The 25,929-nt window shown below is 45.7% G+C and carries 19 protein-coding genes and 4 pseudogenes; 20 read left to right on the forward strand and 3 right to left on the reverse strand.

The annotated features are described in order from the left end of the window. Positions 1 to 194 precede the first annotated feature (194 nt). The gene (locus LBPC_RS01655; RefSeq protein WP_003661521.1) at positions 195 to 653 is read left to right on the forward strand and encodes a hypothetical protein; all 459 of its coding nucleotides are present in this window, start codon (positions 195 to 197) and stop codon (positions 651 to 653) included. Between the two features lie 512 nt (positions 654 to 1,165). Beyond that, the gene (locus tag LBPC_RS01660) at positions 1,166 to 2,692 is read left to right on the forward strand and encodes a flavocytochrome c (RefSeq protein ID WP_003661524.1); all 1,527 of its coding nucleotides are present in this window, start codon (positions 1,166 to 1,168) and stop codon (positions 2,690 to 2,692) included. A gap of 127 nt (positions 2,693 to 2,819) precedes the next feature. On the opposite strand, the gene LBPC_RS01665 is transcribed toward LBPC_RS01660, so the two are convergent. Continuing rightward, positions 2,820 to 4,064, reverse strand: coding sequence for an ISL3 family transposase (locus LBPC_RS01665; protein WP_003577841.1), 1,245 nt, complete (start codon positions 4,062 to 4,064; stop codon positions 2,820 to 2,822). A 260-nt stretch (positions 4,065 to 4,324) separates the two neighbouring features. Between LBPC_RS01665 and LBPC_RS01670 the strand changes: the two genes are divergently transcribed. The 7 genes from LBPC_RS01670 (at position 4,325) to LBPC_RS01700 (ending at position 11,588) form a co-directional block, all read left to right on the forward strand. Continuing rightward, positions 4,325 to 5,323 carry an IS30 family transposase gene (locus LBPC_RS01670; RefSeq protein WP_016377049.1) on the forward strand — a complete coding sequence of 333 codons (999 nt, stop codon included), beginning with the start codon at positions 4,325 to 4,327 and terminating at the stop codon, positions 5,321 to 5,323. A 229-nt stretch (positions 5,324 to 5,552) separates the two neighbouring features. After that, the gene (locus tag LBPC_RS01675) at positions 5,553 to 7,649 is read left to right on the forward strand and encodes a BglG family transcription antiterminator (protein WP_003563240.1); all 2,097 of its coding nucleotides are present in this window, start codon (positions 5,553 to 5,555) and stop codon (positions 7,647 to 7,649) included. Beyond that, entirely contained in the window at positions 7,650 to 7,961 is a 312-nt protein-coding gene (locus tag LBPC_RS01680) for a PTS sugar transporter subunit IIB (protein ID WP_003563244.1), read from the forward strand. It begins immediately after the preceding gene. A gap of 264 nt (positions 7,962 to 8,225) precedes the next feature. Continuing rightward, the gene (locus tag LBPC_RS01685; RefSeq protein WP_003661526.1) at positions 8,226 to 9,512 is read left to right on the forward strand and encodes a PTS sugar transporter subunit IIC; all 1,287 of its coding nucleotides are present in this window, start codon (positions 8,226 to 8,228) and stop codon (positions 9,510 to 9,512) included. A 16-nt stretch (positions 9,513 to 9,528) separates the two neighbouring features. After that, positions 9,529 to 9,951, forward strand: coding sequence for a hypothetical protein (locus LBPC_RS01690; RefSeq protein WP_003604285.1), 423 nt, complete (start codon positions 9,529 to 9,531; stop codon positions 9,949 to 9,951). A 21-nt stretch (positions 9,952 to 9,972) separates the two neighbouring features. Continuing rightward, a complete protein-coding gene (locus tag LBPC_RS01695; protein WP_003563251.1) occupies positions 9,973 to 10,833 on the forward strand; it encodes a class II fructose-bisphosphate aldolase in 861 nt (286 codons plus the stop codon). 113 nt (positions 10,834 to 10,946) lie between these two features. After that, positions 10,947 to 11,588, forward strand: coding sequence for a P-loop nucleotide/nucleoside kinase family protein (locus LBPC_RS01700; protein ID WP_011674056.1), 642 nt, complete (start codon positions 10,947 to 10,949; stop codon positions 11,586 to 11,588). Positions 11,589 to 11,907: 319 nt separating this feature from the next. Here LBPC_RS01700 and LBPC_RS01705 read toward each other — a convergent pair whose 3' ends face one another. Continuing rightward, a complete protein-coding gene (locus LBPC_RS01705) occupies positions 11,908 to 12,828 on the reverse strand; it encodes an IS30 family transposase (RefSeq protein ID WP_003574021.1) in 921 nt (306 codons plus the stop codon). Positions 12,829 to 12,940: 112 nt separating this feature from the next. Here LBPC_RS01705 and LBPC_RS17210 point away from each other — a divergent pair. After that, positions 12,941 to 13,120 (forward strand): annotated as a pseudogene (locus LBPC_RS17210) (hypothetical protein); the annotation flags it as partial. Positions 13,121 to 13,414: 294 nt separating this feature from the next. Here LBPC_RS17210 and LBPC_RS01715 read toward each other — a convergent pair. After that, positions 13,415 to 15,949, reverse strand: a complete 2,535-nt coding sequence (locus LBPC_RS01715; protein WP_032781052.1) for a PRD domain-containing protein — start codon at positions 15,947 to 15,949, stop codon at positions 13,415 to 13,417. 283 nt (positions 15,950 to 16,232) lie between these two features. On the opposite strand from LBPC_RS01715, the gene LBPC_RS01720 reads away from it, so the two are divergent. The 10 genes and pseudogenes from LBPC_RS01720 to LBPC_RS01765 form a co-directional block, all read left to right on the forward strand. Continuing rightward, complete coding sequence (locus tag LBPC_RS01720; RefSeq protein WP_003661531.1) at positions 16,233 to 16,670, forward strand: PTS sugar transporter subunit IIA; 438 nt, start codon at positions 16,233 to 16,235, stop codon at positions 16,668 to 16,670. A 12-nt stretch (positions 16,671 to 16,682) separates the two neighbouring features. Then, positions 16,683 to 17,177, forward strand: a complete 495-nt coding sequence (locus tag LBPC_RS01725; protein WP_003563323.1) for a PTS sugar transporter subunit IIB — start codon at positions 16,683 to 16,685, stop codon at positions 17,175 to 17,177. Positions 17,178 to 17,328: 151 nt separating this feature from the next. After that, a complete protein-coding gene (locus LBPC_RS01730) occupies positions 17,329 to 18,195 on the forward strand; it encodes a PTS mannose/fructose/sorbose/N-acetylgalactosamine transporter subunit IIC (protein ID WP_011674177.1) in 867 nt (288 codons plus the stop codon). A 2-nt stretch (positions 18,196 to 18,197) separates the two neighbouring features. Beyond that, positions 18,198 to 19,043, forward strand: coding sequence for a PTS system mannose/fructose/sorbose family transporter subunit IID (locus tag LBPC_RS01735; RefSeq protein WP_003563328.1), 846 nt, complete (start codon positions 18,198 to 18,200; stop codon positions 19,041 to 19,043). Positions 19,044 to 19,076: 33 nt separating this feature from the next. Beyond that, positions 19,077 to 19,409, forward strand: a complete 333-nt coding sequence (locus LBPC_RS01740) for a PTS sugar transporter (RefSeq protein ID WP_003661535.1) — start codon at positions 19,077 to 19,079, stop codon at positions 19,407 to 19,409. 205 nt (positions 19,410 to 19,614) lie between these two features. Further along, positions 19,615 to 20,604, forward strand: a pseudogene (locus LBPC_RS01745) (KxYKxGKxW signal peptide domain-containing protein); the annotation flags it as partial. A gap of 111 nt (positions 20,605 to 20,715) precedes the next feature. Continuing rightward, positions 20,716 to 21,636: an IS30 family transposase gene (locus LBPC_RS01750; protein WP_003574021.1), complete on the forward strand. Its 921-nt coding sequence runs from the start codon at positions 20,716 to 20,718 to the stop codon at positions 21,634 to 21,636. A 20-nt stretch (positions 21,637 to 21,656) separates the two neighbouring features. Next, positions 21,657 to 22,154: pseudogene (locus tag LBPC_RS01755) on the forward strand (glycoside hydrolase family protein); the annotation flags it as partial. A 103-nt stretch (positions 22,155 to 22,257) separates the two neighbouring features. Further along, positions 22,258 to 23,274: an IS30 family transposase gene (locus LBPC_RS01760; RefSeq protein WP_003596308.1), complete on the forward strand. Its 1,017-nt coding sequence runs from the start codon at positions 22,258 to 22,260 to the stop codon at positions 23,272 to 23,274. A gap of 60 nt (positions 23,275 to 23,334) precedes the next feature. Beyond that, positions 23,335 to 25,752: pseudogene (locus tag LBPC_RS01765) on the forward strand (bacterial Ig-like domain-containing protein); the annotation flags it as partial. Between the last annotated feature and the right edge of the window lie 177 nt (positions 25,753 to 25,929).

Genomic DNA, 25,929 nt, shown 5'->3' on the forward strand with positions numbered 1-25,929 from the left:
TCCGTATTTTTGAATGCTAGAGGAACATTCCTTATCTGCTGCATATTGATAGTTTGTTATCTTTTGTTTTCGTTTTTAACGAATGTTCTTTTAATACCATCAGCCAACTTTGTCGGGAGCATACCTTCAATTTTAAGAGGGGAACTTTGGCAATTGTAACGAGCACAGTTTACCACTATGAATGGCCGCACTTAATGAAGAATATGCTTGCAGTGATTGTGCTTGGGCCATTTATCGAGTGGAAAATTGGCAGTACACCATTCGTCATTAGTTTTTTTGTTTCTAGTTGGCTTGGTGTCTTGCTGTTTTGCTTCGGATTCGGCGGGTTCATTCAATCAGCGTTTGGAATAGGCACCTATATTGAATCGTTTTACGGTGTGTCATTGTCTGGATATGCCTTATTTCCACTAGCTATATTGGCATTTTTAATCGAAAAACCCACATTTTCCTTTATGACGAAGATTGTTGCGTTTACATCGACTCTTTATTACGTCACAGTGGGATATTGGCCGAATCTAGCCATGTCAGATATTGAAAAAAATGTTCAGGTGGCGCATTCATGCGGCCTTCTTGTAGGCCTTTTCTGTGTATTGGTCATCTTGATAATAAAGCATCGGGAGAAGATGTTCTCTTTTTCAAGTCGATCAAAATGATTGATCACGCTGATGTGTTTGAAATCAGGAGGGCACGAACGCCTTGTAAATTGTTTGAGTTGTGGAAATGTTAAATTTTGAATTGATGATGAAGACGAATATGTCCCTCTTTGAGTTGACAATTCGTCTTATAAGTTAAGATTAAGGCAAAGTTGTCAAACCGCCCTCAGCCAATAAGAAAACTCTGATACAGTCATAGCAATCAGGTTAGGTGAACGGGTGATCAAAATGAGCTTTTCGCTATTGATGCTGTTGTTTTTCCTAGTTGGTATCTCGGTGTTCCTGGTAGGCTTACAGCAAAAACATCGCGGCTGGACGTGGTTAGGCCTTGGTCTATCTGTCCTAGCAGCAATCATGTTTGTAGCGGTCGTCTTCCTTCGTTCCTGCTTCTAAGCTCGCTTTCTTGCAAAACGATTAACGTTTATATCATCAAACTCAAGGTTAAGTTGAGATGGTTTCGCTACTTTGTTAATCTATTCACGTAGACAACAACATAAGGGAGGGACTATGTTTTGAAAAAGTGGGTTAAAATCGCAGGGCTGTTGGCGCTGATGAGTGTCGTGCTGGTTGGTTGCAGTAGCGGGGCGAGTTCAAAGTCGAGTTCGTCAAGTTCAAAAGCAAACAAAGCAGCTAGCAGCAAGGTCACTAGCGGGGCTTCACAGCAGGCCTACACAGATCCGAAAACGATGAAGGGCAAGTATGACATCGTGATTGTCGGTGCTGGTGGTGCCGGGATGACAGCTGCCATCGAGGCGAAGCAGCAAGGGATGAATCCCGTCATTCTTGAAAAAATGCCCGTTGCTGGCGGGAATACGCTGAAAGCCTCTAGCGGTATGAATGCCAGTCAGACGAAAGTTGAAGCTGCCCAAGGGGTTAAGGACAGCAATGATCAGTTCTATGAAGAAACGCTAAAAGGTGGCGGCGGGACGAATGACAAAGCACTGCTGCGCTATTTTGTCGACAACTCAGCCAGCGCCATTGACTGGCTTGATTCGATTGGGATTAAGCTGGACAAATTGACGATTTCCGGTGGGATGTCGGTCAAGCGCACGCATCGGCCACACGATGGTTCAGCCGTTGGCGGTTATCTCGTTGATGGGCTCGTGAAAGAAGTCAAAAAAGAAAAGATTCCGCTGTTTGTGAACTCAGATGTTACCAAGTTGAATGAAACAGATGGTAAAATCAGCGGGGTCACCGTCAAGATCAATCAAGACAAGACGAAAAAAATCGCAGCCAAGGCTGTGATTGTGACCACTGGCGGTTTCGGGGCAAGTAAGCAAATGATCAAGAAATATCGCCCTGATCTGGCTCATTACGTCACCACTAACCAAGCTGGCGCAACCGGTGATGGCATCAAGATGATCGAGAAAGTCGGCGGCTATGCGATCGACATGAATAAGATCCAAATTCACCCAACTGTTAACCAAAGCAAGCATATTCTCATTGGTGAAGCGACCCGCGGTGAAGGCGGCATTTTAGTTAACCAAAGCGGGAAGCGGTTCTATAACGAAATGAATACCCGTGACAAGGTTTCCGCTGCCATTAACAAGCAAAAAGGTAAGGATGCTTGGGTCGTGATTGATACAGGCGTCCGCCAACGGTCGAGTGCCATTGACTTTTATATCAAGGACAAGCTCGGTGTCGAAGGCAAAACCCTTGATGAACTCGCCAAGAAAATGAAGGTGCCAGCGGCCACGTTATCCAAGACGGTTTCAACTTGGAACGAAGCGGTCACCAACAAAAAGGATGCCGAGTTTGGTCGGACAACTGGGATGGACCATGGCCTCACCACCGGCCCATACTATGCTTTCAAAATCGCCCCAGGCATCCATTACACCATGGGTGGCGTGAAGATCAACACCAAGACTGAGGTGCTGACAAAGAAGCAGCAACCAATCCCAGCACTATACGCAGCCGGTGAAGTCACCGGCGGCCTACACGGCGACAACCGAATCGGTGGCAATTCCGTCGCCGATATTGTGATCTTTGGTCGCCAAGCAGGAACGCAGGCGACGGCTTACGTGAAAGCACAACAGTAACTTGAATGACTTAAAGGCGGTTCTCGTCAGATGAGAATCGCTTTTTTTGGGCTCTACGTCAACTGGTGTTGAAGAATAAATTTATCATTTGAGGCGGTTCTCCATTTGGGGAGCCGTCTTTGTCATGTTATGCCGTGATTTGGTAGATTCGTTTGAAGAAGTTCAGCTGATTCTTGAAGCCAAAACAGGATCGTTTGAGTGACTTGATGAGGCGGTTAACCCCTTCGATCGGACCGTTGGAATAAGGGCTGGTGACAGCGGCGAGAACAGCGACTTTGTGTCGCTTAAGCGTCGCGATCGTCATGTCCATTGCCGTACCGTTTGGCTCGTAAGTAGCTAACAGGTTTGCCAGTTCCGTGGGATGTTTCTTCACCATCAAGGCATCATGAAGCGCTAAGTAGGTCTCGTAGGTTTGCTTGAGCTTGGGCTCAGTATCAAGTGCGATATCGATGGCCTCCTGTTGCGTGACGTATTCATTCAAACCAAACAGGAACTGTTTGTGTTTAGCGTCAGGCGCAGTTTGATGAAAAAGCCGCCAGTTTGTCTTCATGATCTTATAAGGACGGCTGTGCTTGTCATCAAGCTGTTTGAGCGCTTGGACGCGTACCTGATCAAGGGCACGAGCCGCAAGTTGAATGATATGGAACCGATCAATGACGACTTGGGCCTTGGGGAAAACCTCATGAATAATCGTCTGATAAGCTGCATTCATGTCCATGGTGACCGTCTGGACCCGAGTGCGTTCAGCGAGTGAATAATGAGCGATGAAGAAGTTTTTAATCGTGCGGTTGAATCGATCACCAAGCAAGGCAATCAGACGATGTGAATCGGCATCAAGACAGATAAACGACATCATGCCATGAGTAGAACGGAACTCATCAAAGCAGAGTCGCGTGGGCAGCCGGCGAGCCGGTCGGAGTTTGAGATTTTGGTCAATGATCCGTTGAACCGAGGAAGCTGAGATTCCGATAATACGGGCGATGGTTTTGACTGGCAACCGTTCATGCGCTAACTTCATGATTCGCTCTGTCATGTGAGTGGCGATCGTGTGGTTGGGTTGCACGAGTGGCGTCTTGGCACTGACTGTGTGGTAACAGTTATGACAGCGCCATCGTTGCTTGTGCAAGTCAATGACTGTCGGCATTTCAACCCCATTGAGGACGCGCACGTGGGCCGTATAAAACCCGTTAGGGTGCAAGGCCTCAAAGCCACACAGTGGGCACCGGGTTAACCGGTAAGTCAGCTCGGCATCAATCACATGATACTGGCGGCGACGTACCCCGTTGCCGCGATATTCATGACGAACAAAGGCAACTTTGATATTATGGTCTGGTATTCCAAGGACGGACAGTGTAGGATCGTATTGGGACATTTACTCATAACCTCGCTTGCTTTTGGTTTCGACGCTAACAAGCATAGCATGGACACTGAGTAGGTGTCTTTTTGCGTTATCCAAAAAGGGCCTACACGTTCAGTGTTGATTATTTCTCAACACCAGAAAGTGTAGACCCTTTTTTTGATGCGATGGATTTACAATTCAAGTGCAACAAATTAGTCAAATAGAAAAGACTCATAGCCTGAGTCCTTGTAAAATGGAATCACCACAAGACCAACTACAAGGAGAACTCGACTATGAGTCCGTACACCCATCTTACCTTAAAAGACCGTGAATCGATACTGCTTGGTATCTCTACAGGCAAAACTCTTGATACCATCGCCAAAGAGATAGGTCGTTCCAAGAGTACAGTCAGCCGTGAAATTGCACGTAACGGCGGCTGGCGGAACTATTCGGCAGCCACCGCTCAGGACCGCTACCGGCGGGTTCGCTTGGCTAGCAGGCGTCCTCGGATCCTCGATCGACCGGGGACTCGTGACGCTGTCATTCGATATATCACGGTGCTACATTGGTCGCCTGAGCAGATTGCCGGTCGCTTGTCACTAGAAGGCAGTCCTATTCGCATCAGCTATTCGACTATCTACAGAGGTATCTACCTAGATAATCTCGGTGTTCCATTGAAGAGCCATGGTGCTCGCGGGCTACCAAGGCTGCTTCGACACCGAGGCAAGACGCGCAAAATCAAAGGCACCATAAATGAACGCCGGGGGCGCTTCAATGACGTGCCATCAATTCACGACCGACCCCGGTCGGCAGAAAATCGCAGCTGGTTTGGTCACTGGGAAGGCGATACAGTACGCGGTAAAACAGGACACTCTGCATTAGTAACATTAGTTGACCGTAAATCACGCTATCTGCTTTCGAAGCGAACGGCCAACGCAAAAGCTGACACTGTTAGAGACGTCATGATTGAGCTGCTTGGTGCCTTACCAGCTAACCGAGTAAGAACAGTGACTCCTGACCGTGGAAGGGAGTTTGCCCGGTACAGGGAGCTGGCAGAACGTCTGAATACAAAGGTCTTCTTTCCTGACCCACACGCGCCTCAACAACGAGGAACTAACGAAAACACCAACGGACTGATTAGAGAATACTTTCCCAAGAACACAGACCTAGACCTTCAGAGCGACCAGGAAATTGAGACTTACATTGAACAACTGAATAATCGACCACGCAAGGTCTTAGGCTGGAAGACGCCATCAGAAGTCTTCATGGGTAAAAAGTTGCACTTGAGTTGACAATTCGTCGCGCTGAAAATGGCGATGTCCGCTCAGCCTCAAAAATTCATATGCCCCATAATTGTTAGGCAGGCAAGCCTAGCCGTTATGGGGCTTTTTGTCACTTACCGAGGCTGAAACTTGAAGAATGATGAGCAAGGTGTACTTCGTTTCCCAAGTTAAGGAAAAAGGTTCTACTTTTCGGCATGTAAGCGCTTGCTTAGTATAGAAGCTGTAAGGAGGCAAAGCAATGCGAGAAAGATTGACGAATCTTCTGCGAACATTGTTGGACAGTTCGGCAAGTTCTTTATCTGATTTAGGCAAGCAATTCAACGTCACGACAAAGACGATTCGAAATGAGATTCAGGTTTTAAATGAAGTTTTGGCGGAGAAAAGCTTGCCCTTATTCGATATCAAAAGAGGTGTCGCCTACAATCATATTTCAACGCAACAGCGGCATTCGCTGTCTGACGTCCTTGATTTTGACAGCATCAGTCAAGGCGCTTTAACCCCTGAGCAACGCGCTGTGTATCTCTTATTGGATTTGCTTCAAGCCACCCAACCGGTTTATCTCGTCGATGAACAAGAAAAGATGCAGATTAGTAAAAGCTCAATGGATTCTGATCTCCGCAACTTGCGGGCTGATCTAGCAAAATACAATCTAACACTCACGACCAGCCCAAAGTTAGGCGCACAGATTGAAGGCAACGAGCGATCAATTCGAACGATGTTTGGGGATGTCCTAACACGGCAACATGCTTTGGTCACCTTGATTGCCCAGCAATTAATCGCCAGCGGGATGTATGTCGACAAGATGAAGGAAGTCTTTACCAAACAAGATGTGACCTATATCCGGGACTTACTACGCCGTTGTTTTCCAAAAGGGGCCTTGGCCGCCAACGACATGTACAGCCAGCAAGTGACCGTGTTACTCATTATCTGGTTACACCGTGTTCGCAGCGGGCACTATGTCAAAGATGATGAAACTGCCGTTGATCTCAATAAGGAAAATGCCAAGTTTCTCAATGAACTCATTCAGCATTATGCCTTACAAATTGATGTTGCCAGCGAGTTAGGTTATGTCGGTTTTCTGATCAACAGTTTTAATCGCCGCGGTGCGATTGATCTTGACGACTGGGTCAAGGCCCAGATTTTCAGCGTTGCGCTCATTGATCATATGGAAACTGAAATTGGCTTTCCATTTTCTAAAAACGAAAAGCTTTTCGAAGAGCTATATAACCATATGACCGCTTTGTTCAAGCGCTTGTCACAGCATGTCAAAGTGGTTAATCCGCTGAGAAAGACCATTCAGCAGGGCTATGGGCCGATCTATGACGCGATTGATCGTTTCTTCAAGACGGGACGCTATCAGCTGACCATGTCTGATGATGAGAAGGCATTTCTGGCGATGTATTTCTCAGCGACACAAGCTGAGGATCGCCAGCGCCAAGACTATCAGTATCAAGCCGCAGTTGTCTGCAATTTCGGCACGGCGACGGGCAGAGTGTTGGCAGCCAAACTGGAGGAACGGTTTAACATTGATGTTCTTGCCGTTTTGAGCACGTCTGAAGTTGGCATTCTCCGCAAATTACCGGTCAGCTTAGTTTTCAAAACAGTCGACATGCCAATCGATAAAATCCCGAGTTTGAAGGTTAATCCCATTCCTTCAGAAGTTGATTTGACCCGAGTTGCAGCGTTTTTGAAGAAACACACAACGTTAACTAAGTACGAAGGCCGTACGTTAGATCCAACAAGACTATTTCGCACAGTTCTGGATGTGCTGAAAACCCATCAGGTGACAGTTGATAAACGACTATTAGCTGATCTGCAAGCAGCATTCAAGGAGAACCATGTCGAAATTAATGAAAGGGAGGTTCAGCCTATGTTGAAAGATTTAATCAACGATCACCAGATCCAGCTTCAACAGAAAGCTGATGATTGGGAAGATGCGATCCGTATTTCAGCAAAACCATTGCTTGACGAGGATTACATTACCAAAAATTATATCCAAGCAATGATTGATTCAGTTAAGAAATTCGGTCCGTATATTGTCATTGGACCTGCCATCGCGCTAGCCCATGCACGGCCAGAGGATGGGACAAAGAAGCTTGGCGTGACGATCACAACGTTGGCAAAACCAATCAACTTTGGCAATCCAGACAATGATCCCGTGAAGATCATCTTTTGTCTGGCCGCGATCGATAATTATTCGCATCTCAATGTCATGAAAGCCATTGTCCAACTCATCAATGATCAGCAAAAAGTTGATCAGCTGGCGCAACAAACAGATATTCAAACCTTTAAAAACATTTTATTCAACGAGAAAACGTCAAAGGAGACGATTTAAATGACCAGGAAATTAACGATTTACTTCATCTGTGGTGCCGGCCTAGGCTCTTCCTTAGCTTGCCAGATGACTGCAGAAGATGTTTTAAACCGTTTGGGATTAGATGAAAACCTTGAACATGAGGCGATTTCATCAACACCAGGTTTACGGACGGACATCATTGTCTCGGCGGAAAATTTTGCTTCGCAGTTCAAACAATATGACCTCGATCCAGCCATCAAGTTTGTCTTTCTGCACAACATTGTTGATCCAGACGAAATTGAAGCCAAGCTCGTGCCAGTTATCAAAGAGTTATCAGAAAAATCGGCTTGAACAACAGAGCGTGAGCTGGCGCGGTTAGAAACCGGAGCATAAGCGGCCTTGGATGTGATGGCCGGGCTTTGGCCATTGCATCCAAGGTCCTTATGTGGAGGTTGCTGCGTCAGTGATCGCGTTTAAACAGAGCGTGAGCTGGCGCGGTTAGAAACCGGAGTATAAGCGGTCTTGGATGTGATGGTCGGGCTTTGGCCATTGCATCCAAGGTCCCTATGTGGCGGTTGCTGCGCCAGTGATCGCGTTTAAAAGGGGGAATCAATCATGGTTGTGGTTAACTTTATTATTCAAAATATTCTGACTCAGGCAGCCATCACCATTGCGTTAATCGCGATGCTTGGCTTACTTCTACAACGCAAGTCCTTTGGCGCGGTCCTAACTGGAACCTTCAAGACACTGCTGGGATTTCAAGTATTATCAGCAGGGTCCGCCATTATTGTCACAGCACTGACGTATTTCGGAAAGATTTTTCAACATGGTTTTCACCTAAAAGGGGTTGTACCCAGCATTGAGGCGATCAATGGTCAAGCCATGAATACGCTGGGGTTGGGAAATGAAATTGCCTTAACCTTTTTGGGCATCTTCATTGTCAACATTATCATTGCGCGGTTCTCGCCATGGAAATATATTTTTCTAACCGGACAGGCGCTGTTGTGGATGTCGACCATGACGGTTGTCGGCGGCAAGATAGCTGGCTTTAATTCAGTTGTGACCATTGCTGTCGGTAGTGTCATCGGTGGGATTTTCGCGGTGGCCATGCCAGCCATTGCTCAGCCTTTTGTTCGTAAGATTACCAAGGGCGATGCCATTGCTTTAGGACACTTTTGTACGATCGGCTACATGGTAGAAGCAGGCGCCGCTTGGATCTTCGGTGAACGTGGCGAAAAGAAACACTCGATTGAAGACATCAAGTTACCAAAGTACATGGAATTCTTGCAAGACACGTATCTCTCTGTTGCTGTTGTGATGGTGCCATTGTTTATGATCACCGCGGCTTTTGCAGGTCCTAAGTACGCCGGTAACGGCACGAGTCTGAACTATATCATGAATGCCTTCATGATGGGCATTCAGTTCGTTGTCGGGGTCTATGTCCTGCTTGCGGGCGTTCGGCTCTTACTTGGTGAAATCGTTCCGGCTTTCCGTGGTATTGCGATGAAACTGGTACCAAATGCGAAACCAGCACTTGACTGTCCAGTCTTGTTCCCATTCTCACCAAACGCGGTCATCTTAGGCTTCATTACGACAACTATTGGGACCGTCATTGGCATGTTCTTGATGCCTGTTTTCGGACTCGCGGTCATTCTGCCGGGGATGTTAACTAACTTCTTCGCTGGCGGGACTGCAGGGATCTTCGGAAACGTTGTCGGCGGCCGCCGCGGGGCCATCATTGGCGGCATTATCCACGGCCTGTTCATCACCTTGTTGCCAGCGCTGCTAGTCACGGCCTTGACCTCGTTTGGCTTCGTGAATGCTTCGGCAACTGACTCCGATACGATCGTGGCCATGCTGATGTATGCCTGGATCCTAACGCCGATTCTTAAAGCAGTTTAAAGAAAGGGGCACGACTATGTTTGGCAGTTTATTTAAAAAGAAAGACACGCAGAGACACCCATCCGCGGTGCCAAAAGAAGGCAATCAATCACTTTCGACAACCGAAGCTGCTGCTCTAACCAAAAAAGTGGCGGCATTGACGACTCAAATTGAACAGATAACCGATGATAAAGACAAACGCCACCTGCTATACAACCAATTAGGCGCTACTCAGGTTAAATTAGGCAACGACTTAGAGGCAATCGCAGCTTATGAAGCGAGTGTCAAAGATAAAGAAGAGTTTGGGGATGCATACAATGCCTTGCTGAACCTATACGAGACGCAGCGAAAACAAGCGGCAAAAGCGAAAAATGATGACGACATTCAAAAATGGGTCACAAAAACGGATGCATTGCTCGATATGTCCAAACGGGTTATGCGGTCAGGTTTTGGTTATTAATCTGCTGGGAGGCAATCTACTATGTACAAGAACTTAAAGCAATTGATGGATGAAGCGCAAGCACTTGATTATACAGTTGGCGCTTTTAATGCGCACAACTTGGAAATGGTGCCATCAATGATCACGGCTGCAAAGGATGCAGGATCGCCAATTATCATTCAAACAAGTGTTGCGACGGCTGAATACGTTGGCATGAAGAACTTTGTTGCGGTTTGCAAATCCATGGCGCAAGATCTGTTAGTCGATGTTGATCTGCATCTAGATCACGCTAAGTCATTTGATGCCATTAAAGAAGCCATTGATGCTGGCTATTCCTCTGTGATGTTTGACGGTTCAGCGCTGCCGAATAAGGAAAACATGGAACGGGCACGCCGGGTAGCCGACTATGCACATGAACATGGTGTTTCAGTCGAGTGCGAAATCGGCACAATCGGTGGGACTGAAGAAGGTGTGACCGTCAAGGAAGGCCGGTATACTGACCCGCAACAAGCCATTGCCTTCTTGAATAACGTCGATGTCGAAGCACTAGCTGTCGGCGTTGGTACTCACCACGGCCAATTCAAATCAAAGACCGAATTGAACTGGCCTTTGATTGAAGAATTGCACAAAGAAATCAGCAAACCAATGGTCATTCACGGCGGTACCGGCGTGAACGAAGCTGATTATCATCGTTTGACCGAAAACGGCTTCCGCAAGTTCAATGTTGGGACCGAATTATTAGTTGGTTGGACCCGGAAAGCCAAAGAAATGTTCGGTCAGACCGAGGTCAACAACTCGCTGCGGAACAACATCGAACCATGCAACCAAGTTGTCTACGATATCGTCAAGCACAAGAGTGGTTTGTTCTTAAATAAAGATGCCGAAGTGCCAATTAACGCGTAAGTGGGGAAGAGCGTAACCCGGCTAGAAGTCGACGTGTGACTGTGATGAATTGCGATCAAGGTCCTTAGATGAAGACTTCCGAGCTAGGGAGCCCGTCTAGAGGAGAGGATGACATGATGAGCGATCAAAAGCAGATCTTGGTCCTGCTAGCAGGTGCGCCAGGCACGGGGAAAACGTATACTGCAAATAAGATCATGCAAGCAATCAGCGGATTCGTCTCCCTGCCGCTCGATCTTTTTAAAGAACATCTTTACGATGAGTTAGGCTTTGATAACCTTGAGGAAAAGCAACTCCTCGATGCAGAAGCGAGAGCACGATACTACCGCGGCATTGGCATGCTGATGCAGGAACACAAAATGATTCTGGGCGACTATCCCTTCAGCCGATTGCAAAAACCAGCGCTCGAAAAATTGGCAGCCAAACATCACTATGCGGTTATCACCATCAGATTAGAAGCAGACATCAAGGTACTCTACGATCGCCAGCGAAAACGCGACCTATCCGATCCCCGTCATCTTGGTCATCTCATGAATCACTATCATCGCGGTGATACACTCGAAAACATCAGCGAAACGCCTGATGGCATGCCGACATTTGAAGTGTTTAGCAATCGCGTGCAAGATCGAGGCTACCAGACGTTTCAGCTAGGTCAGTTGATTCGAGTGGATGTGAATGATTATGGGACAGTGGATTATCGGGGGTTGGTGGAGGCGTTGAGAGAAGCGATTAGAGGCGTTGAATTCTTAACCCGATAGTGAAATCAGTTATCAAGACTTGCGATTTTTAATAATAGCTTTCAAATAACCTTGTCCCGAGCTTTGGAAACAAGGTTATTTTTGTGGGGATTTTTGTAATTGTAACGAAGTGCACAAAAGAGAATGCTAGACTTGTTTAAATAGAAAGCTGTTTATCAAGAGTTTTGGAAAAAAAGGCTCAACTTTATTTAAAAATAATCTTGACTAGTGAATAAATTCACTTATAGTAGTTACTGTTGGTAGCTACCATTTTGATACTTTCATTTCTGAGGGGAGATGATGAATTGTGGATCCTGAACCCTAGATTGCAATAATAAAGTTACCACCTAGAAAGAGGCTTGCTCACTGCTTGAACTGGGGTTTGCCAACGGAGACATTTTCTAGGTTTGTTATTGATAAGCGCTGTGGCTTGTTGAATATCGGTCTCTGAAACCTGATCAAACTGTGTTCCCTTCGGGAAATAGTAGCGAAGTTCTCGATTGAACCGTTCATTTGTGCCCCGTTCATTCGGGTGATAGGCGTGGCAAAAGTAAACCGGTATCCGATAGCGCTTTGTAAGCGCCTGATCGCAGGAAAACTCTTTACCGTGATCAACCGTCACTGATCGAACCGGACCCGGAAAGTCCACCATCAGTCTTGCAAATCCCTTGAGAACAGCATTTTGTGATAAGTTTTCAAGCTTAGTTGTCGCCATTAAACGTGTCACCCGATCGACAATGGTCAAAACAGCAGCCTTTGACCCGCGACCACCGCGAACTGTATCCATCTCTAAATGTCCTTTTTCGGTTCGCCGATTAGCTGACTCACTGCGAATCTCAATTGAGGTGCCTACTGCTTGGTTATAGCGCGACCGAAGGTCTTGTCTTCTTTTATGACGTTTACCGTGATCAAAGAGTTGGCTTGGCTGAAAATCGACTTGTCTTTGATAAATCCAGTGGTAAATCGTGTGTGGCGCACAGTGAACGGCATAACCGACCATTTCAGGGGACCAACCTAGGTTTAGCTTCTCAGTTACCATCCGCTTCAACTTAGGCGTTAAAATCGAGTGCCGACCACAACGATGCCGACAAGTATCGGCATGATCCTGAGCTATAATGGCGCAGTAATCACCTTCAGGGCAACGGTGAAGCTCATGCCTAATAGAAATACGAGAGCGGCCTAAGGTCGCGGCGATGTATTGAATCGTGTGGTGTTGCATCAGTTCTATCTGAGATCGTTCAATTAAGGTTATAATGGCCATGGGACCTGTCCTTCTCTCTAGATGGTATGTTATGCAAACACCATTTTAGCAAGAACGGACAGGTCTTTTTTCACATTTTCTGGGTGGTAACTTTAATTATGCAATCTAGGGAACGGCAGCTATCGATATTTCAACACAAGTGCGTCCAATCAGTCGTTTTATCAGAGATGAAATGACCGAGCATAACTATCACCTTACGCTGGAGCAGCGTACTCTCCTTTTTGACATAGAAGGTAAAGCTCAAGATGTTGAAAATAAATTTCAAACAGCAGCAGACTGGTTCCTTTTTTAGTGACTTGATTTTCTATGAAAAACATCGTCAATTAGCGCGTGAAATGTCGCAGATATAGCTTGAATCCCTTGTCAAATATATGAAGCTGCTCATGATGAGTTGCGTTGTTCAGAGAATACTTTTAAGTGGTAGTTTTGATGGACTTACAGGTACTTGTTAGGCTCAAGTAAGCAAAGGCCCCCGCTGTGCTGCAGACAGTGGGGGCCTTTGCTTCTCGTGGATTATTTGGAATTTAATGAATCACAAGTCCTAAGAGGAAATTATGGTTCACCTTCGTGCCTTTTTGTCATGTGATCACGCCACAAAAATAAAGTCCTTGAGCAGTTGATAAAGCAAAGCAATTTCGTAGTCCTGTACCTTGATATTGAATTTTTGCTCAACTGGCTGAAAAATGCCGCTGGAAAGGGAGAAGAATTCTTGCTCAGGGGGGGTTAAGGTTGCGCGATCAATTGAAGTAGTGCTGCGTTTGCTGGTCATCATGCGTTCAATCATTAAGGACAAGTGCATGAAGAGATTGAGCTTTAGTCTGGATCCGAATTTGACGTTGTAGAAATCTTCGTAGTGGGAGACAATGCGTTGACTTTCTTGAATGACAATATCGGGATTCAGGATCTGCAAGCGGCCGCGGATACCTTCTATCGACAAGAAGCGAACCAATCGATCAATGAGTTCATTAATGGACTGGGGGCTTTCACCACAATTGCGTAGGACAGTTTGCATTTTTTGTGAGGAAGCCTTATCGAAAACATTATAGACATTCACGATATCAATGCCGATATCGGCCCCGATATCGCCAGCAACATCGGTGGTGGTTAAGATTAACTGGGTATTGGAGAAAAATTTTCGATCATGATTGGTGAGCAGGGTATGGAGTTCTTTGTAGTCAACAGCAATGACTTCAAGTGCTGGCGAAAGGGTCGCATCAATTAGCTTTTTGACTTCTTCAGACAGACCGACGCCAGACATGCAAGAGACGATAATGTTCTTCTTGTTTGATAAGCCTTCGTAATATTGGGCTTCAGTTGTTGCACCATATTGCTCGCTGGCTTCAGCGATGGACTGGAAGGCATCATTACGCTGAACGCGCAGGCCAATATCGAGCGCCATAGCAGTAGTTACGTTGTTGACCACAATCAGTTCTTGATCAGATACCTTTTTAATTTCTCTGAACATCTGGCGCAAAGAACCCATATCGAATAAGACAATATTACCCTTAGCAGATGGACTTTGATCGGTTAGGTATTCCTGAACGTAACCGTTGATTTGATCAAGTGTCACATCAATGGGCATATCAAATGCCTCAAAAAAGTAATTACCGCAAAGCGAATTCACCACTTGCTGGATGCTCGATGCGGTGTGTTCGCCGTGAGCAAGCAGGATGGCATTGTATTGCACTGATTCGATTTTACTTTCGCAATGAATCATCATCATGAAGAATGGCAAATAATAGTAAGGGCTTTGAACATACTGCGCTTTTAACTTAGTCAAAAAGTGCTTGAAAAGGTAGTAACTTCGAGGATAACGGTGCTTGATTGCTTTCTGAATTTTCAGTGCTGATTGTGTGTCTGGCAAGTTGTCGCGACAAAGACCCGCGAATGCGAAGGCAAGTGCCACATTTTGCCAGAAAATATTGTCGCTTGGAAACGTTACACCATATACATGCGTGATATACGTTTTGGCGTCTTTTTGAATGGCTTGAGCAAATACAGACAGAAGTTTTTCACTAGCAATGGTATCGACTTGATTGAGCACTTTCGCCAGAAGAAAATTCTGTTCAGTGATGGACTCGCCATTGTTTAGCGAGTCAGAAAGTTTCTTAAAAAGCGTATCAGTTGTTGGGCCAAGCTGCAACGCGCTGGTGATCAAAGATGTGATTCTTGCTTGCAAGGTCTGTTGTTTAGGCGTTACCAGAATCGCACTTGTATCGGTTTGACCAAGCCGTAGCTGCGTGTGGTCAGGCGCTTTGGCATAGGCGCCAGCGCAAAGCAACTGAACACGGTTATTCAATGCCGTGATGTTATTGACGTGATCAAAATTTGCCAGTTTGATCAACTCGTTTGGTGCGATCAAGATCTCTTTATTGATTTGATCAGCCTGTTGTTGAAGGTACATCGCCGCAAACGTAATGCGCTCGTTTAAAGGTCGATCGCTAAAAGCGCTTAGTTTAATCTGAACCGCTGCACTTTTGAACCAGACACGCGCTGCTTTAAAAATTTCAGTTGTTCCTGAATAGATGTAACGAAAAGCAGTGGTTTGTTGCTGGTTGGTGTGCGTGAAAAGATAGTGTTGATCTGATGAGCCTAGCATCTGCACATTTTTAATATACAAGTAGCCACTTTCGGCGGTGCCATCTGCCGTCGTTGCATTGTTCTCACTTTGCAACTTCTTTTTGAGTGTCCCTGGATGATCCTTATAGTTGGCACAATCAATGATTTTAAACACAGCTGTTTTCTTAAGCACTTCACGACGAATGGCTTCGTGATAAATTGCCTGAGCAAATGGCAACTTGCCACTACCGGCTGGACCAGTGATGAAGATCGGCAATCCATGTGTTGGATAGACGATTGCTTCGATTGCCAGCTGAATGTTAGTGCTTAAACTACCGTGGAAACCGATTAAGTCGTCAAAAGCGGAATGGTCCCGCTTGACTTGCCAGTAAACTGGTCTACTGCCGGTCTTGAGCAGTTTGCCTTGCTTTTCGAGCTTAGATAAATAACTACTGGTCACGCCGCGTGTTAGCCCCACTGCATCGGCAGCCTGATTAGTTGTGATTCGTTCAGTTGGAAAGTGTTGCACAATTGTCGCATAAAGTTTTTCTACTGCGTTCAAAGAAACCACCCCTTAAGCACTATTCCCGCAAATTAAGCACAACGTCTTCGTGACTTTTATTAGTAATGTGCTTAACATAATCATTGTAAGCGTTAACCTTGTTGACGTCCAGATATAGAGAGAAAACGACTTACATAACGATTGCAGAAGGGAGGGCGTTCCTCGCGGGGACAACCGCAATACTGTCCGAACAATAATGGATCACTTTCAGTTGTACTTCGGTTGATTGTCGCCTTTTGCGGTAAATCCATATTTTCATAGTCTTGATAAAGGGATGATTTAGATGAAATATTTGCTTCTTGTCAGTCACGGTGATTTCTCCAGTGGCTTAAAGCAAACCTTGGGTATGTTTGCGGGCGATGATGCGATTGGTTCTGTCATTGCGGTTGGTTTAAAACCCGATGAAGCAGCTTCAACATTTGGAACACGGTTTGAGGCATTGCTAAACACCCTGCCAGAGGATGCAAGCTTTGTTGTTCTGGCAGATATTGTCGGCGGTAGTCCACTCACAACGGTTTGCAACATTTTGAACGACCATGGCAAGCTGCAAGATACGCTTGTTCTTGGCGGGATGAACTTCCCAATGGCGTTAACCACATTGATGTCGAAAGACAGTTTAGATAACTCAGCGTTAAAAGAAAAAGCATTTTCAGAAGCAACCGCGGCCATCAAAGAATTTCAGACGACCTCATCAGAAGCTTCTGACGATGACGATATTTAAGGAGTGAGCAAAATGGCAATTTCGTTTGTACGTATTGATGATCGCATGATTCATGGCTTGATCACGGTTCGTTGGGGCAAGGAATACCCGATGGATGGGATTATTGCGGTAAACGACAAAGCGGCAAACAATCCGATTTTGAAGGAAGCCTATATGGCAGCGTCTGACAAGAAGACCTTCGTTTGGACGTTAGATCATTTTGACAAGGTTAAGGATAAGGTGTTGAACTCAGCAACCAAGTATTTTCTCATCACCAAGAGTCCTCAAGATATGAAAAAGATCTTGGTCGATATGAACTTCAAGCCGGGCGACATTAAAACAGTTGTTGTCGGTCCAGGTAATGATCGCGACAACGCGGTCAAACTCGGAGACAATCAGTCCTTTACCCAAGAGGAAGGCGATGCCTTTGAAGCGATTGAGAAGGCTGGTTATAAAGTTGAGTTTGCGCTGTTGCCAGATCAGCGGATTGGTAGTTGGGACAAATTCAAGTCACGCTTTGGGTATTAATGGTTGAACAATAACGCGCTCGCAGTCGCAGAAACCTGCACATAAGGACCTTGGTCGCAATGACCAAAGAGCAGTCATCACGTCCAAGGCCACTTATGCTCCGGTTTCTAAGCGCTCCTGCTCACGCTCACAAAAAAGGAAGGTAAGAAAAATGACAATTAGTTGGTTTCAAGCAGCTATTTTAGGTGTTTTCGCTTGCTTATGTTCCAACTCATGTATGGCTGGTCAAGCGGTTGGTAATTATACCATTGGCCGTCCATTGGTTGGGGGTCTTGTCTGTGGCATTATTCTAGGTAATCTTCAGTTAGGGATTGCCTGCGGGGTTGCGATGCAGTTGGTTTATATCGCATTGGTTACCCCAGGTGGTACTGTTTCTGCCGATGTTCGTGCTATTTCTTATATTGGGATTCCTCTAGCAATGGTTGCAATTTCTTCGCAAGGATTGAATCCGCTGGGTGGCGGTGCTGCTAACTTGGCTAAGTCAGTTGGGACATTAGTCGGAACTGTCGGGACGGTTTTGTACTACGCTGTTGCAACAATGAACCTAGTTTGGCAGTCCTTTGGTTGGAAAGACGTTCATAATGGCAAGCTTGATAAATTAACAGCTGTTAACTTTGGCTGGCCTTGGATCTCACATGCATTGTTCTCATTTTTACCAACAATGTTACTCACATACTATGGTGCTACGGCGGTTACAGCTTTGCGTAGTGCCTTACCAATGGACGGCATTGCCATGAAGACACTGTTCACGGTCGGCGGCATGCTGCCATGTGTCGGGATTGCGATTCTGCTTCGGCAAATTGTTGGTAAAGCAGCTGATTTCATTCCGTTCTTAGTTGGGTTCACACTTGCTGCTTCACTACACTTGAACTTAGTCTCAGTCACAGTTGTATCGTTACTGTTTGCGGTTATTATTTATGAAATTGAGATGTCTGGTTCTAACAACACACCTTCAAAAGGTAGTGCAGCACCAGCAGATGGACCAAGTGATGATGACGATGATGAGGAGGATATTTGATCATGGAAACGACAAATGATATGAAAAAGCTTGATCACAAAACACTGACAAAATCTTTTCATCGTTGGTTCTGGGGTGCGTTGACCTGCTTCTCACAAGAACATATGCAGACTTTTGGGTATATGGCTTCAATGCTGCCAATTCTCAGAAAACTGTATCCGAAACATGATGATCAGGTAAAAGCCATTCACGCATACACCGCGTTCTTCAACACCAATCCAATGCTTGGGACCGTGATTGTCGGGATTACGGCCAGCATGGAACAGGCGCGTGCGAACGGTAAAGAAATTGACGGCGAGACCATTAACGATATGCGTGCTGGCCTGATGGGCCCAATCGCTGGTATTGGTGATTCATTGATTGATGGGACCTTGATTCCCATTCTCTTAGGGATTTCCCTTGGTATGTCGACTGGCGGTTCACCAGTCGGGGCGATTTTCTACATTGTTGCCTGGGTATTGATGGCATACTTTGGCCAACGTTTCCTTTATTTCCGTGGTTATCGCTTCGGTGATCAAGCGGTTAGTTTCTTAGTTGGTAAACAAGGCGCGGCTGTTCGTCACGCTATCGGGATTGTCGGCAGTATGGTTGTTGGTGGTGTTCTGGCATCATGGGTTAACGTCACAACATCACTCAAATTACGTGGTGCTGATGGCAAAGTCTTCCTGAATCTGCAAGACAAGCTGAACAGCATCTATCCTGGTTTGCTGACAGTACTTGTAACATTATTCTGCTGGTGGTTGATGGCGAAGAAGCATGTTTCAGCTATCTGGACCATGCTGCTACTCGTTGTTGTTTCGCTCGTCGGTGTTCTAGTTGGTTTCTTCAACCCTGGCCTGTCTTACTAAACTACGAACGTGTATGGAAGAAGGAAAATCAAAATGACAATTGACGAAATGACTAAGGGATACGAAAAAGAAGTTGCTTATCAGAAGCATATGTTGAAAAACCTAGGCTACTGGTTTCAACTTTGCACCATTCTCAGTGGCGTTGGCATTGTTCTGATCTACTTCTTCCATGGCAAGACCTTGTGGTTAAACATCGTTGGCATTGTGCTCATAGTCCTGGGTGCACTGGGGATGTTGATGTTCGGATATTCAGGTTGGAAAGGGCAGCAGAATGTTCGCGCGGTTGTTGACGACTATGACAAGAAAATCAAATATTTTCAAAAGAAGGTTCGTCAGCAGACGGGCATTACGCCCAAAGCCAAATAGCTCCTGTTGTAGGTGACTTTAATTGTAGATACTTCATTTATCAGTGATAAGTGCAACTATGGCAGGACTGAGAAGTCGGTGAGATTCAGTTCTCATCGACTTTTTTTGTCGTAAGGCTACTTAGCAAAATGTGGTAAATGGACAGCGGCAACCAGAAGATTTCATGTATATGAAATGCGTCAAACAAATAGGAGGATGAATAAAGTTGGAAATGGATGAAAAGAAACATTACAAGATGTATAAAAGCAAGAGTGTATGGGTATTTGCCTGCTTATCAACATGTCTTATCGTTTCATTTTTTAATGACGGGCAAAATGTAAGCGCTGCGACAAGTGCTTCGTCTACCCAAATTAGTCAAACAAACACTGGTAGTCAGCCTAATAATGAAACGACAGGTGAGACGGCTCAGTCTTCAGTCAATAGTACGGCAACTGCATCATCATCAAGTGTGGCTGATTTGCCGAGTTCGAGCGACAGCAAGTCATCAATTGGTAGTACAATCAGTCAACCAACTGTTGATAAAAAAGAGACTTCCAAAAGCGATACTGCTGACAATGATTTGACAAAATCTGTAACAACGAGTGATTCAGACAAAGCGCTCCCCACTTCGAAAACCACGTTGCCGACAAGTAATGAACAAGTACAAAGTAGTGTGGGACAATCTCAAACTGACCAACCAGCATCGTCCGCAACAATTGCAACCAATGCAGTCACCTCTGACGTCAGTCAAAACGATCAGTATAATGAACCATACCGAAACCAGTATCACTACTCAAGTAGCCAGAATTGGATCAATGATCCTAATGGTCTTTATTATGATAGCAAGACGGGGCTTTACAATCTGTATTATCAGTACAATCCGGAAGGTAATCAGTGGGGCAATATGTCTTGGGGCCACGCCGTCAGCAAGGACTTAATTAATTGGACACAAGAGGACGTTGCCATTCCAATGCTACAGAATCAGGGGTGGGAAGACTTTACGTATACCAACACAACTGGTTCGCTAAAAGATAAAGGCGAAGTTAGATATGTTGGTGTACCAACAACAAATTGGGGTGACGCTGACGGCAAAAAGGCTATTTTCAGTGGCTCGATTGTTGTTGACACTAACAATGTCAGTGGCTTAGGAAAAGACGCCATTCTGGCTTTCTACACTGCCGATTATCAGATCGCGACTAGAAAAAATGATGGTGCTGCCTAGATTGCATAATTAAAGTTACCACCCAGAAAATGTGAAAAAAGACCTGTCCGTTCTTGCTAAAATGGTGTTTGCATAACATACCATCTAGAGAGAAGGACAGGTCCCATGGCCATTATAACCTTAATTGAACGATCTCAGATAGAACTGATGCAACACCACACGATTCAATACATCGCCGCGACCTTAGGCCGCTCTCGTATTTCTATTAGGCATGAGCTTCACCGTTGCCCTGAAGGTGATTACTGCGCCATTATAGCTCAGGATCATGCCGATACTTGTCGGCATCGTTGTGGTCGGCACTCGATTTTAACGCCTAAGTTGAAGCGGATGGTAACTGAGAAGCTAAACCTAGGTTGGTCCCCTGAAATGGTCGGTTATGCCGTTCACTGTGCGCCACACACGATTTACCACTGGATTTATCAAAGACAAGTCGATTTTCAGCCAAGCCAACTCTTTGATCACGGTAAACGTCATAAAAGAAGACAAGACCTTCGGTCGCGCTATAACCAAGCAGTAGGCACCTCAATTGAGATTCGCAGTGAGTCAGCTAATCGGCGAACCGAAAAAGGACATTTAGAGATGGATACAGTTCGCGGTGGTCGCGGGTCAAAGGCTGCTGTTTTGACCATTGTCGATCGGGTGACACGTTTAATGGCGACAACTAAGCTTGAAAACTTATCACAAAATGCTGTTCTCAAGGGATTTGCAAGACTGATGGTGGACTTTCCGGGTCCGGTTCGATCAGTGACGGTTGATCACGGTAAAGAGTTTTCCTGCGATCAGGCGCTTACAAAGCGCTATCGGATACCGGTTTACTTTTGCCACGCCTATCACCCGAATGAACGGGGCACAAATGAACGGTTCAATCGAGAACTTCGCTACTATTTCCCGAAGGGAACACAGTTTGATCAGGTTTCAGAGACCGATATTCAACAAGCCACAGCGCTTATCAATAACAAACCTAGAAAATGTCTCCGTTGGCAAACCCCAGTTCAAGCAGTGAGCAAGCCTCTTTCTAGGTGGTAACTTTATTATTGCAATCTAGGGCTGAAGACGGATGGGGGACGTGGATTGGTTTAACAGAAATTCAGGAGCAACATTTGGCTTACAGCCTCGATGGTGGCAAAACGTTTATTCAATATTCGAAGGATGGTAATGCAGCTAATCCCCAGGCAATCATTCCAACCAGTATGAACCAAGGAGGAGATGCCGCCAACTTCCGCGATCCAAGCGTGGTCTACGATGCGGTTAACAAACAATACTATTTGACAGTTGTGTCTGGTCAGCAAGCCCTCATTTATAAATCTAGCAATCTGTTGGACTGGACATATGCTTCTAAGATTGAACGTGAAAATGATGTTGGTAATGGCGTATGGGAATGCCCATCACTGGTACCGATGAAGGTAGCTGGAACAAATGAAACAAAGTGGGTCTTTTGCATCAGTGTCCAACAAGGCGCACATGCCACAGGATCTGGGATGCAATATTATGTTGGTAATATGACAGCCGACGGAACTTGGGTACCTGAGAGTTCAAAAACGTTGCCCCCAGTTTACAATTCAAGTGCAACACCCTGACGACTAGACCATAAAGGCCATGAAGACCTATTCTTGTTAGTGCTAGCTAAACAAGAAAGCAGGAATCTTCATGACCCACTCTCAGACTAACACCCACAAGCATTACCAACAACTCAGTTTTAGCGACCGTGCTACAATTCAGGCCCTTCAGGCTGCTGGTGACACCGCGACCGTGATTGCACAGAAGCTTCATCGCAGTAAAGCGACAATCTCACGAGAAATCACGCGTGGATCTGTAACTCAGCTCGACTCGAAGCGTCACTCGCATCAAGTCTATCTTGCGGAAACTGCCCAAGCCATGCACGACCGTAAACGCGATAGAACCGGTCACTACGCCTTTCTTAAGACCGGCCGTGCGTTCTTCAAGGCTCTCGCCAGGGAGCTTACTCGTAAGCCGCGCGTACACAGCGTTGATAGCTTCGTACACTTCTATCGCGACCAGGGCAAGGCTTGCCCTTCAACGACAACTGTCTATCGCTACATCGACGCCGGGCTGCTTGAGCTAGACAACATGACACTTCCCAAGAAGCTCCGACGCCGCATCAAAGGCTATAAGAACGCCCACAAGCGCAAGAATAAGAAGATATACGGCGACTCAATCGAGTTGCGTCCTGCGGCCGTGAATGACCGCACAGGCGTGGGACATTGGGAAGGCGACTTGGTCAAAGGTATTCGCTTAGCTGATGAGCCAGCATTAATGACGCTCACAGAACGGTACAGCCGGACTGAGATCATCGTCAAGATTCCTGACTATCATGCGGGCACCTGCCTTAAAGCCTTGCAGGACACGATCGACGACTACGGGGCCAAGGAATTTGAGAGTATCACTTTTGACAATGGTTCCGAGTTTGCCAAGTTATCAGAGATTGTTGGAACCCAGATTTACTTCGCACATCCGTACTCGCCTTGGGAGCGTGGCACAAACGAGAACGCCAATGGACTGCTTAGGGAATTCTTCCCGAAAGGGAAGTCTCTCAGAGCAATTACCCTGGTTGAAATTCAAGCAGTCCAATCCGCACTGAACCATCGTCCCAGACGTATTCTGAACTATCTTCGCCCATGCGATTACTACCGATGCATGGCGTAACAGCCTAGACCACTATCAAGAATTCGTTATCATCGTTGCACTTGACTTGAAAATTGAGGTTCAAAAACGTTGCAAAATCCAATGACGATGGATTCAGGAGAGGATTTTTATGCGGGTATTCCTTTCTCCAACATGCCTGATGGTCGAACGGTTATGTTGGCTTGGCAGTCGAATTGGAGTTATGTGGACGAGGCCAAAACTTCACCTTGGTCTGGCAATATGACCCTTCCTCGTGAGCTGAGCCTCAAAAAGAATGCTGATACAACGGACGGGTACTTGCTGACGAATACTGTGGTCAAAGAAATTGCTAATAACGAAGAGGCCAATGTTATTAACAAGGCTGAAAGTAACTTTACGGTTTCGCGTTCCGATGAGCAAGTCCAGTACGAAGGCAAACAATATAAGATAAGTGCAACTTTTTCTTGGGACGAAGCTGACAAACCGAAATCAGTTGGCTTTAAGTTGCGAGTATCTGATGATCAAAAATATGACATGATCGTTGGGTATGATTTAACTACGGGATTATTGTACGTTCAGAGACTCAATACCGGTGAACCCAACATGGGAGCACCCCGAGACAAAATGAACGCAACAGTGAATGCGGATGGATCAATTACAATTACGGTTTATGTTGACGAAACAAGTATCGAAGCCTTTGCGAATGATGGGGAAAAGTCAATTACCCAAAATTTCTTTATGCGGCCAGAAAATATTGGGGACCAAGCCACAACAGGCGTCTATGTGTACTCGAATGATGGCACGACAAAGATCAGCGACTTAACTATCAATCCAATTACTTCAATTTGGAACAGTACTGGTCGACTAACTGAAAAATTTGTAGATGAAAATGGAAACACTATAGCCAGTGATAAAATTCAGACCGGTCGTGTAGGACAAAGCTACACTTCTGAGTCAGTAACGATTCCGGGCTATGTTTTTGTAAAAGAAAATACTGACCATATTAATAGCAACCAGTTGTATACGACCCAGAATCAAACGATTACTTATACCTATCGTGCGTCTCAAGCGTCTGTTGTAACCAAGGATACAACGTTAGTAGCAGGCCCTTCAGCCGCTTGGAACGCGGCCGATAATTTAGTAGGCGCTACAGACGCAGACGGCAATGCTTTGGCTGTGTCTGATTTAACTGTCACCGGTGCAGTAGATCCAAAGACACCGGGAACCTATACGGTAACGTATAGTTACACCGATGCGACAGGCAACAAAATTAGTAAGGAAGCCACCGTGACAGTCATCGCGTCCAAGGCTGATATTGTGACTAAAGATACAACAATGGTCGCAGGAGCATCGACTATTTGGAACGCGGCTGATAATTTTGTGGAGGCTAAGAACGCAGATGGCAATGCTTTGACTGTTTCCGATTTAATGATCAATGGAACAGTAGATTCAAAGACGCCGGGAACTTATACGGTAACGTATCGTTACACCGATGCAGCAGGCAACAAAATTAGTAAGGAAGCCACCGTGACAGTCATCGCGTCCAAGGCTGATATTGTGACTAAAGATACAACAATGGTCGCGGGTCCATCAGCAACATGGAACGCGGTCGATAACCTTGTTGAGGCTACAGGCGCAGATGGCAATGCTTTGACTGTTTCCGATTTAATGATCAATGGAACAGTAGATTCAAAGACGCCGGGAACTTATACGGTAACGTATCGTTACACCGATGCAGCAGGCAACAAAATTAGTAAGGAAGCCACCGTGACAGTCATCGCGTCCAAGGCTGATATTGTGACCAAAGATACGACAATGGTCGCGGGTCCATCAGCAACATGGAACGCGGTCGATAATTTAGTTATCGCTACAGATGCAAAGGGCAATGCTCTGGCCCTTTCTAATTTAACCGTCACCGGATCAGTAGATTCAAAGACGCCGGGAACTTATACGGTAACGTATAGTTACACCGATGCAGCAGGCAACAAAATTAGTAAGGAAGCCACAGTGACAGTCATCGCGTCCAAGGCTGATATTGTGACTAAAGATACAACAATGGTTGCAGGTCCATCAGCCGCTTGGAACGCGGCCAATAATTTAGTTAGCGCAACAGACGCAGATGGCAATGCTTTGACTGTTTCCGATTTAATGATCAATGGAACAGTAGATTCAAAGACGCCGGGAACTTATACCGTTACGTACACTTATACGGATGTTGCTGGTAACAAGATCAGCAAAGAAGCCACAGTGACGGTTTTAACAGAAAAAGAGACAAACATTGAAGACAATACCGGATCCAGCATTTCTAACGATCGCGAGAATCCCCCTGCTTCGATTACTGGCAAAGGCGGAGACGACATACATCAAAACGCAAAGACAACAATGACCAAAAAGAAAACCGAGACATTGCCACAAGCTGGGAATCACGTCAATGAGTTAGCGATTGTTCTTGGACAAATGATCTTAGCAATTTGCGTAGGAGGTATTTTATGGTTAAAGAGGCGGGTGAAGCGAGTCTAAAATAATCAAGTGATTATCTGATACGGTCAGATCGCTTGTAGATCTAAAAACTCAAGGATTTATCTGGCACTGACAGGATAAACTAAGAGCTTAGCGTAAAGTTTAAGTGGGTAAATTATCAGAAACAAAAAGGGAGCGATCCCTACTCATGCTAGAATGTTAATGACAAATCAACCA

This window comes from Lacticaseibacillus paracasei subsp. paracasei (assembly GCF_000829035.1).
Lineage (GTDB): Bacteria > Bacillota > Bacilli > Lactobacillales > Lactobacillaceae > Lacticaseibacillus > Lacticaseibacillus paracasei.

Coding starts and splice junctions, on each gene's coding strand:
- LBPC_RS01655 (WP_003661521.1), top strand. CDS start 195: ATGAAGAATATGCTTGCAGTGATTGTGCTTGGGCCATTTATCGAGTGG.
- LBPC_RS01665 (WP_003577841.1), bottom strand. CDS start 4,064: ATGTCCCAATACGATCCTACACTGTCCGTCCTTGGAATACCAGACCAT.
- LBPC_RS01670 (WP_016377049.1), top strand. CDS start 4,325: ATGAGTCCGTACACCCATCTTACCTTAAAAGACCGTGAATCGATACTG.
- LBPC_RS01675 (WP_003563240.1), top strand. CDS start 5,553: ATGCGAGAAAGATTGACGAATCTTCTGCGAACATTGTTGGACAGTTCG.
- LBPC_RS01680 (WP_003563244.1), top strand. CDS start 7,650: ATGACCAGGAAATTAACGATTTACTTCATCTGTGGTGCCGGCCTAGGC.
- LBPC_RS01685 (WP_003661526.1), top strand. CDS start 8,226: ATGGTTGTGGTTAACTTTATTATTCAAAATATTCTGACTCAGGCAGCC.
- LBPC_RS01690 (WP_003604285.1), top strand. CDS start 9,529: ATGTTTGGCAGTTTATTTAAAAAGAAAGACACGCAGAGACACCCATCC.
- LBPC_RS01695 (WP_003563251.1), top strand. CDS start 9,973: ATGTACAAGAACTTAAAGCAATTGATGGATGAAGCGCAAGCACTTGAT.
- LBPC_RS01700 (WP_011674056.1), top strand. CDS start 10,947: ATGATGAGCGATCAAAAGCAGATCTTGGTCCTGCTAGCAGGTGCGCCA.
- LBPC_RS01705 (WP_003574021.1), bottom strand. CDS start 12,828: ATGGCCATTATAACCTTAATTGAACGATCTCAGATAGAACTGATGCAA.
- LBPC_RS01720 (WP_003661531.1), top strand. CDS start 16,233: ATGAAATATTTGCTTCTTGTCAGTCACGGTGATTTCTCCAGTGGCTTA.
- LBPC_RS01725 (WP_003563323.1), top strand. CDS start 16,683: ATGGCAATTTCGTTTGTACGTATTGATGATCGCATGATTCATGGCTTG.
- LBPC_RS01730 (WP_011674177.1), top strand. CDS start 17,329: ATGACAATTAGTTGGTTTCAAGCAGCTATTTTAGGTGTTTTCGCTTGC.
- LBPC_RS01735 (WP_003563328.1), top strand. CDS start 18,198: ATGGAAACGACAAATGATATGAAAAAGCTTGATCACAAAACACTGACA.
- LBPC_RS01740 (WP_003661535.1), top strand. CDS start 19,077: ATGACAATTGACGAAATGACTAAGGGATACGAAAAAGAAGTTGCTTAT.
- LBPC_RS01750 (WP_003574021.1), top strand. CDS start 20,716: ATGGCCATTATAACCTTAATTGAACGATCTCAGATAGAACTGATGCAA.
- LBPC_RS01760 (WP_003596308.1), top strand. CDS start 22,258: ATGACCCACTCTCAGACTAACACCCACAAGCATTACCAACAACTCAGT.